Below are 2211 nucleotides of genomic sequence, written 5' to 3'. Positions count from 1 at the left end.
TATCTGGTCGGTGAGGGCGGACAGCTTTTTCACCAGCTCCGTCTCGCAGCCGCAGGGACAGCCCGGAACCAGCTCCCGCTTGGCGGCGGCAGTCCTGGCGGCGTCCAGGACAAAGGCCTGAACGGCGGGAATGATCTCGGTGCGGGCCATATCTATCATGGTGTTGGCCTCGATGATAATCGTCTTGCAGTAGTTCTCCAGCGTCACCTCATACCGGGATGCCAGCTCCGCCTTAGTCAGCACCCCATGGGAGGTGAGCAGTTCCACATTTTTCCCGTCCAGCAGGTGGGGCACGCAGTCGGGCGTGGCGGGATAGTTCAGCAACCCCCGCTCCTCGGTGGCCTCCCGAATCCAGGCGTCGTCATAGCCGTTGCCGTTGAAGATAATCCGCTTGTGGTCCTGAATGGTCTTGCGAATCATGGCCTGGAGGGCGGCCTGGAAGTCCTCCGCCCCCTCCAGCCGGTCGGCGTAGACCCGCAAACTCTCCGCCACGGCGGTGTTGAGCATGATGTTGGCGCAGGCGATGGAGTCGGCCGAGCCCACCATGCGGAACTCAAATTTGTTGCCGGTAAAGGCGAAGGGGGAGGTGCGGTTGCGGTCGGTGGTGTCCCGGCGGAACTTGGGCAGCACGTCCACCCCCAGCCGGACCTTGCCGGTGTCGATGCTGGTGTAGGGGGCGTCGTACTCGATGCAGCCCAGAATGGCGGCCAGCTCGTCCCCCAGGAACACAGACACCACGGCGGGGGGCGCCTCGTTGGCCCCCAGGCGGTGGTCGTTACCGGCGGTGGCCACCGAGATGCGCAGCAGGTCCTGGTAGTCGTCCACCGCCTTGAGAACAGCGCACAGGAACAGCAGGAACTGGGCGTTTTCATAGGGGGTATCCCCGGGAGACAGCAGGTTTACCCCGGTGTCGGTGGACAGTGACCAGTTGTTGTGCTTGCCCGAGCCGTTCACCCCCGCGAAGGGCTTTTCGTGGAGCAGGCAGACCAGATTGTGCCGGGCGGCCACCTTCTGCATCCGCTCCATGGTCAGCTGGTTGTGGTCGGTGGCGATGTTGACGGTGGTGTAGATGGGGGCCAGCTCATGCTGGGCGGGGGCCACCTCGTTGTGCTGGGTCTTGGCCAGAATACCCAGCTCCCACAGCTCGCTGTTCAAATCGGCCATATAGGCGGCCACCCGGGGCTTGATGGTGCCAAAATAGTGGTCGTCCATCTCCTGCCCCTTGGGGGGCCGGGCGCCGAACAGGGTCCGGCCGGTAAACCGCAGGTCCCGGCGCTTGGCCCACATGTCCGCGTCCACCAGGAAGTACTCCTGTTCCGGGCCCACGGAGGGGCTTACCCGCTTCACCTCTGTATTGCCGAACAGCCGCAGCACCCGCAGGGCCTGCCGGTTCAGGGCCTCCATGGAGCGCAGGAGCGGGGTCTTTTTGTCCAGGGCCTCCCCGTTATAGCCGCAGAAGGCGGTGGGGATGCACAGGGTTCTGTCCTTGAGAAAGGCGTAGGAGGTGGGGTCCCAGGCGGTGTAGCCCCGGGCCTCGAAGGTGGCCCGCAGCCCTCCGGAGGGGAAGGAGGAGGCGTCCGGCTCCCCCTGAATCAGCTCCTTTCCGGAGAACTCCATGATAACCCCGCCGTCGGGGGAGGGGGATATAAAGCTGTCGTGCTTCTCGGCGGTCACGCCGGTGAGGGGCTGGAACCAGTGGGTAAAATGGGTCGCCCCATGGGCCACGGCCCAGTCCTTTATGGCCGCCGCCACGGCGTTGGCCACCCCGATGTTCAGCTTTTCTCCCTGGTCAATGGTCCTCTTTAACGACTGATATACCTCGGCGGACAGGTTGGCCTTCATCACCCTGTCGTCGAACACCATGCTGCCAAAATACTCCGGAACTGCCGCCATTTTCTTCACCCTTTCCGCGATAAAACGCATATAAAGAGAGAAAGACGCCTTTCAGGATTCAACCTAAAAGACGCCTTTGCCTTTATGGGCGCATTATACGCCCTGGGCGGGCCGCTGTCAACCTGTTTTTTCTATTTTTTAGGATTCTGTTCACTGTGGTGGAAAACCACCCCGGACTGTGGTATAATACCTGGGAATTTCAATAAAGAGGAGCGGAAGCGGTTATGAAATACACCAGGGAAGAAGTGCTTCAGTACGTCCAGGAGGAGGAAGTGGCCTTTATCCACCTGACCTTCTGCGATGTGTTCGGGCGGCAGA

1 protein-coding gene is annotated in these 2211 nt (G+C 61.7%); it reads right to left on the bottom strand.

Annotated features, from left to right (window positions below; all coding sequences use genetic code 11):
* Positions 1-1893, bottom strand: a 1893-nt coding sequence (locus ACTOZL_RS10150) for a glutamine synthetase III family protein (protein ID WP_482478277.1), incomplete at its 3' end; no start/stop codon positions are given.
* Between the last annotated feature and the right edge of the window lie 318 nt (positions 1894-2211).

Source organism: Evtepia sp. (genome assembly GCF_056797215.1).
This window is presented reverse-complemented; position numbering and strand designations above follow the sequence as displayed.